Source organism: Allosphingosinicella sp. (genome assembly GCF_036387215.1).
Classification (GTDB): domain Bacteria; phylum Pseudomonadota; class Alphaproteobacteria; order Sphingomonadales; family Sphingomonadaceae; genus Allosphingosinicella.
Genome location: NZ_DASVUE010000077.1, coordinates 1 through 4,872 on the forward strand (window position 1 = coordinate 1; position 4,872 = coordinate 4,872).

General features: G+C 67.6%; 6 protein-coding genes. 2 read left to right on the plus strand and 4 right to left on the minus strand.

Annotated features, from left to right (window positions below; all coding sequences use genetic code 11):
* Nucleotides 1-110: 110 nt before the first annotated feature.
* Genes coaBC through ubiE form a run of 4 tightly spaced genes read right to left on the minus strand, consistent with a single transcriptional unit; the run spans nucleotide 111 to nucleotide 3,779 of the window.
* Nucleotides 111-1,292, minus strand: coding sequence for a bifunctional phosphopantothenoylcysteine decarboxylase/phosphopantothenate--cysteine ligase CoaBC (coaBC, locus tag VF662_RS03400; protein WP_464137697.1), 1,182 nt, complete (start codon nucleotides 1,290-1,292; stop codon nucleotides 111-113).
* A gap of 3 nt (nucleotides 1,293-1,295) precedes the next feature.
* A complete protein-coding gene (locus VF662_RS03405; protein ID WP_464137699.1) occupies nucleotides 1,296-1,478 on the minus strand; it encodes a type II toxin-antitoxin system CcdA family antitoxin in 183 nt (60 codons plus the stop codon).
* 31 nt (nucleotides 1,479-1,509) lie between these two features.
* Nucleotides 1,510-3,054, minus strand: a complete 1,545-nt coding sequence (gene ubiB, locus VF662_RS03410) for a 2-polyprenylphenol 6-hydroxylase (RefSeq protein ID WP_464137702.1) — start codon at nucleotides 3,052-3,054, stop codon at nucleotides 1,510-1,512.
* The gene (gene ubiE, locus VF662_RS03415; RefSeq protein WP_464137704.1) at nucleotides 3,051-3,779 is read right to left on the minus strand and encodes a bifunctional demethylmenaquinone methyltransferase/2-methoxy-6-polyprenyl-1,4-benzoquinol methylase UbiE; all 729 of its coding nucleotides are present in this window, start codon (nucleotides 3,777-3,779) and stop codon (nucleotides 3,051-3,053) included. Before ubiE ends, ubiB begins: the two co-directional genes overlap by 4 nt.
* A gap of 58 nt (nucleotides 3,780-3,837) precedes the next feature.
* Here ubiE and mutM point away from each other — a divergent pair, with 58 nt between their 5' ends.
* Nucleotides 3,838-4,650 (plus strand): bifunctional DNA-formamidopyrimidine glycosylase/DNA-(apurinic or apyrimidinic site) lyase, encoded by an 813-nt coding sequence (mutM, locus tag VF662_RS03420; protein ID WP_464137706.1) that lies wholly within the window; start codon nucleotides 3,838-3,840, stop codon nucleotides 4,648-4,650.
* A gap of 100 nt (nucleotides 4,651-4,750) precedes the next feature.
* The coding region (gene rpsT, locus VF662_RS03425; RefSeq protein ID WP_464137709.1) for a 30S ribosomal protein S20 at nucleotides 4,751-4,872 on the plus strand (122 nt) is incomplete at its 3' end.

Genomic DNA, 4,872 nt, shown 5'->3' on the forward strand with positions numbered 1-4,872 from the left:
ACCGCTCGCCAGCTCCTGAAGCCGGAAGAGCTCGAGCGGCAGCCTCAGGCGGGGAACCTCTTCTCCTTCCGGGTCGATGTTCCCGGCATCCCTGGATCGCTCGTCGCGATTTAAGCGAGCGCGTCCGCGATCCGCTCCGCCAGCCGGCGAGCCACCTCCTGCTTCGAGGCGCGTTCCCAGCTCTCGATGCCGTCGCCCGTTACGAGGTGGATGCTGTTCTCCTCCCCGCCCATCACGTCGCCAGACACGTCGTTGGCGACGATCCAGTCGCAGCCCTTCCGCTCCCGCTTCGCCCGGGCGGCTTCGACGACATCATCGGTCTCAGCCGCAAAACCGACCAGAAGCTTCGGGCGATGCCGACTATGCGCAAGTTCGAGCAATATGTCCGGGTTCGCGCTCCAGGCGAGCTGCGGCGGCCCGTCCGCCTTCTTGAGCTTGGAAGCCGCCGCCTCCACCCCCCAATCCGCAACCGCGGCGACCAGCACTGCGGCATCGGCGGGGAGGGCGCCCTGCACCGCCCTATCCATCTCCCGGGCAGTCTCGACGTCCACGCGCCTGACTCCCCGCGGCGTCGGCAGGCCCACCGGCCCCGCAACCAATGTCACCTCGGCGCCGAGCCCGGCCAGCGCCTCCGCGATCGCGAAGCCCTGCTTGCCCGACGAGCGGTTGGCGATCACGCGCACCGGATCGATCGGCTCCTGCGTCGGGCCCGCAGTCACGATCACGTGCTTTCCGGCGAGCCTACCCGCGGATGAACCCAGCGCATTCCGGATGGCCCCAAGGATCGCCTCCGGCTCCGGCAGCCGCCCGGGCCCGAATTCCCCGCATGCCATCGCGCCCTCGTCGGGCTCCAGCACCGTCACCCCGTCCGTCCGGAGCTGAGCGACGTTCCGCCTGGTCGCCGCGTGCTGCCACATCCGGACGTTCATCGCGGGGGCGGCGAGCACCGGCTTGTCGGTCGCGAGCAGGAGGGTGGTGGCGAGGTCGTCGGCGATCCCCGCCGCCATCTTCGCCATCAGGTCGGCGGTGGCGGGGCAGACCACGACCAGGTCCGCCGCGCGGGACAGCTGGATGTGCCCCATCTCGACCTCGTCTTTGAGGTCCCAGAGGCTGGTATAGACGCGGTTCTCGGACAGCGCCCCAAGCGTCATCGCCGTCACGAAATGCGACCCGCCCTCCGTCAGCACGCATGTCACCTGGCCGCCCGCCTTCCGGATCAGCCGCACCAGCTCGCACGACTTATACGCCGCAATCCCGCCGCCCACGATCAGAAGGATGCGCTTGCCGTTCACGAGCTAAAACTGGCGGTACTTGGCGAGCGGGAGCCCATAAGCCTCGACATAGGCATTCGACTGATCGATCGCCTCGCGGTTGGCTTCCAGCCAGACTGAAGCCTCCTCAGCGGAAGCAGGACCTCGTTTGAGGCGTCGCGGCTCGGCCGTAGCGGATTGCTGATCGGATCGCGGCTTTCGAGTCATGTGAAGGGCATCCGCTCATCACGTTCGCTGGTCAAGATAGGCCCGAACCGAGTAGCAGCACCGCCGCAGCGCCAACCGCAGCCGAAACGATCGCCGTCAGCAGGTACCGCCCATAACGGTGGGGCTGCACGATCACCACGTCGGGGAGGGGCGGCTGGGGAGGGGCCGCGCCGGGCGGCGGGTAGCGCGCCTCGATGCGGCGAATGAGCTCGGGCAGGTTCGTCAGCGTCCGGAAATCTCGGACGATGCGATCCGCGAGCGCAGCCTCCGGGCCAAGCTCGCTCCGGACCCACTCCCGCAGGAACGGCTCGGAGGTTTCCCACATGTTGATGTCGGGATCGAGCCAGGTGGCGACGCCTTCCTCCATCACCATCGTCTTCTGGAGGAGCAGCAGGTGCGGCTGCGTCGGCATGTCGAAGTCGCGGGTGATCGTGAACAGCCCGTCCAGCATCTGCCCGACCGAAATCTCCTTCACCGGCAGGCCGCGGATCGGCTCTCCCACCGCCCGCAGCGCAGTGGCGAATTCCTCGACGCTATGGTGCGGAGGGACGTACTGCGCCTCGAAATGGATCTCGGCGACGCGCCGGTAATTGCCGGTGATGAGGCCGTAGAGGATCTCCGCGAGCCACAGCCGCGCCTGACGGTCGACCCGTCCCATGATCCCGAAGTCGATCGCCGCCAGCCGCCCGTCGGGAAGCGCGAACAGATTGCCCTGGTGAAGGTCGGCGTGGAAGAAGCCGTCGACCACCGCCTGCCGTAGGAAGGCGCGGACGAGCGTCTCCGCGAGCTTCTTGAGGTCGTGGCCGGCTTCGATCAGCGCCTCGCGGTCGGTCAGCTTGACACCGTCGATCCATTCGAGCGTCATCACCCGCCGGGCGCTGCGCCGCCAGTCGATCTCCGGCACGTAGAAGCCCGCTTCCGCGACCATGCCTTCCCGAAGCTCGGAGGCCGATGCGGCTTCGCGGCGAAGGTCCAGCTCCCGCGCCGTCCACTGCCTGAAATGAGCGATGACGAGGCGGGGCCTGAGGCGCGAGGCCTCGCCACCCATGCTCTCCACCTGCGCCGCCGCCCATTCGTAGGTGTCGAGCGCGCGCGCGAAATCCTCCTCGATGCCGGGGCGGAGCACCTTCACCGCCACCTGCCGCCCCTCGGTGGTGACCGCCCGGTGCACCTGCGCGATCGAGGCTGCGCCGACGGGCTCCGGATCGAATTCGGTGAAGAATTTCTCCAGCGGCCCCTCGAGCGCCTGCTCGATGCTTGCCCTTATCTGCTCGAACGGCGCCGGCGGCAGATTGTCCTGGAGCAGCTGGAGGTTCTTCGCGGCTTCGGGCCCCACGAGGTCGGGCCGAGTCGCCAGCGCCTGGCCGAACTTGATCGCCGCGGGCCCCAGATCCTGGAATGCAGTCGCGTAGGTCGGAACCCTCGGCTGCCGCGTGCCGAACCGTGCGATCCGCGCCAGGCGGCGCACGGGAGCGGGCGTGTTCGGATCGCGCTCGATCCCGCGCAGCGCCCCGTGCCGGGCAAGCACCCGGCCCCATTTCAGGAGCCGCCAGATATGGACTGCAGGAGCGGTCAAATCTTCCAGCCGCTGTGGATGGCCACCGCACCGCCGAGGATCGGCTCCACCGACACCCGGGCAAAGCCGCTCGCTGTGATCATGGCCTTGAACTCGTCCATCGCCGGAAAGCGGCGGATGGATTCCACCAGGTAGCGGTAGCTGGCTTCGTCCTTGGCGACAAATTTCCCGATCTTCGGCACCACCGTCTCGCTGTAGCGGTCGTACAGCTCCTTGAAGCCCGGCCAGGTCGGCGTGGAGAATTCGAGGCAGAAGAAGCGGCCGCCGATGCGCAGGACCCGGTGCGCTTCCTCGAGCGCGGCCGCTATGTCCGTGACGTTCCGGATCCCGAACGCGATCGTATAGGCATCGAACGTCTGGTCGGGAAAGGTGAGGGCTTCCGCATTCTCCTGCGCCCAGAGCAGATCGTCGATTCCCCGCCGCGCCGCCCGCTCGCGCCCGACTTCGAGCATCTCGGCGTTGATGTCCGCCACCGTCACCTGCGCCCCCGATTCGGCGATGCGGAAGGCGATGTCGCCGGTGCCGCCGGCCATGTCGAGGATGGTCTCGCCCGAGCGCGGCCGGAGCCGCCGCACGAACTGGCTCTTCCAGTGCCGGTGCATGCCCGCCGACATCAGATCGTTCATGAGGTCGTATTGAGAGGCGACGCTTGAGAAGACGCCGCCGACCCGCCGGGTCTTCTCCTCGGGCGGCACATCCTCGTAGCCGAAAGAAACCTTGTCCATCGCGCGAGCCTCTAGCAGGGGAGGGAGGTCATGTGCAGATACGATCTCCTGAGCGCCCGTGCCTGAGCTGCCCGAGGTGGAAACCACGGTGCGCGGGCTTGTTCCGGTGCTCCAGGGCCGGAGGCTGGTCTCCGTCGAGGCTCGGCGCCCGGACCTGCGCCGGGCCTTTCCGCCGGACCTCCGCCAGCGCCTCACCGGCGCAACCGTCACGGGCCTCGGCCGACGAGCCAAATACGGCCTCATCAAAACCGACCGGGGAGACACGCTCGTCTTCCACCTCGGGATGTCGGGTCGATGGCGGATCGATCCGGAGGAGATCGGACCGCATGACCACTTCCTCATCGAGACTGACGAGCACCGCCGGCTGGCGCTCAACGATCCGCGCCGCTTCGGATCGGTCGATCTGGTGCGAAGCGAGGAGCTTCAGGAATATCCCCCCTTCGTGAAGATGGGGCCGGAGCCCCTCGGCCAGGATTTCACGGCCGGCTATCTGCTGGCGGCGCTCGAGGGACGTTCGGCGCCAATCAAGGCGCTGCTGCTCGACCAGCGGATCGTTGCGGGCCTCGGCAACATCTATGTCTGCGAAGCGCTTCACATGGCCGGGATCGCGCCGGGGCGGGCAGGGGGGCGTATCTCCCTCGACCGGTTGCAGAGGCTGGTTCCGGCGATCAAGGAGGTGCTCGCAGCAGCGATCGAGGCGGGCGGATCGACTTTGCGCGATTATGCCCGGCCCAGCGGGGAACTCGGCTATTTCTCGAAGCAGTGGCGGGTCTACGGCCGGGAAGGCGAGCACTGCCATTGCGGCGCTCCGATTCGCCGCAGAACGGAAGGAGGGCGCTCCACCTTCTATTGCGCCCGCTGCCAGCGCTAAAGCGGTTGACCATAAGCGGCTTTCGCCTTAGATGGCGCCGCTGAGCGGGTGCGGTCATTGCCGCGCCCTTTTCATTTCATCGCTACGAGGCATTCAGAAGATGGCGAATACGCCGCAGGCAAAGAAACGCATCCGCCGCAACGACCGCCGCGCGGAAATCAACGGCGCGCGCGTCAGCCGCATCCGCACGTTCGTGAAGCAGGTCGAGGCAGCGCTCGCCTC

What these genes read in the sequence shown, in the direction of transcription:
- VF662_RS03405 (WP_464137699.1), bottom strand. Translation starts at nt 1,478, where the DNA reads ATGACTCGAAAGCCGCGATCCGATCAGCAATCCGCTACGGCCGAGCCG.
- ubiE (WP_464137704.1), bottom strand. Translation starts at nt 3,779, where the DNA reads ATGGACAAGGTTTCTTTCGGCTACGAGGATGTGCCGCCCGAGGAGAAG.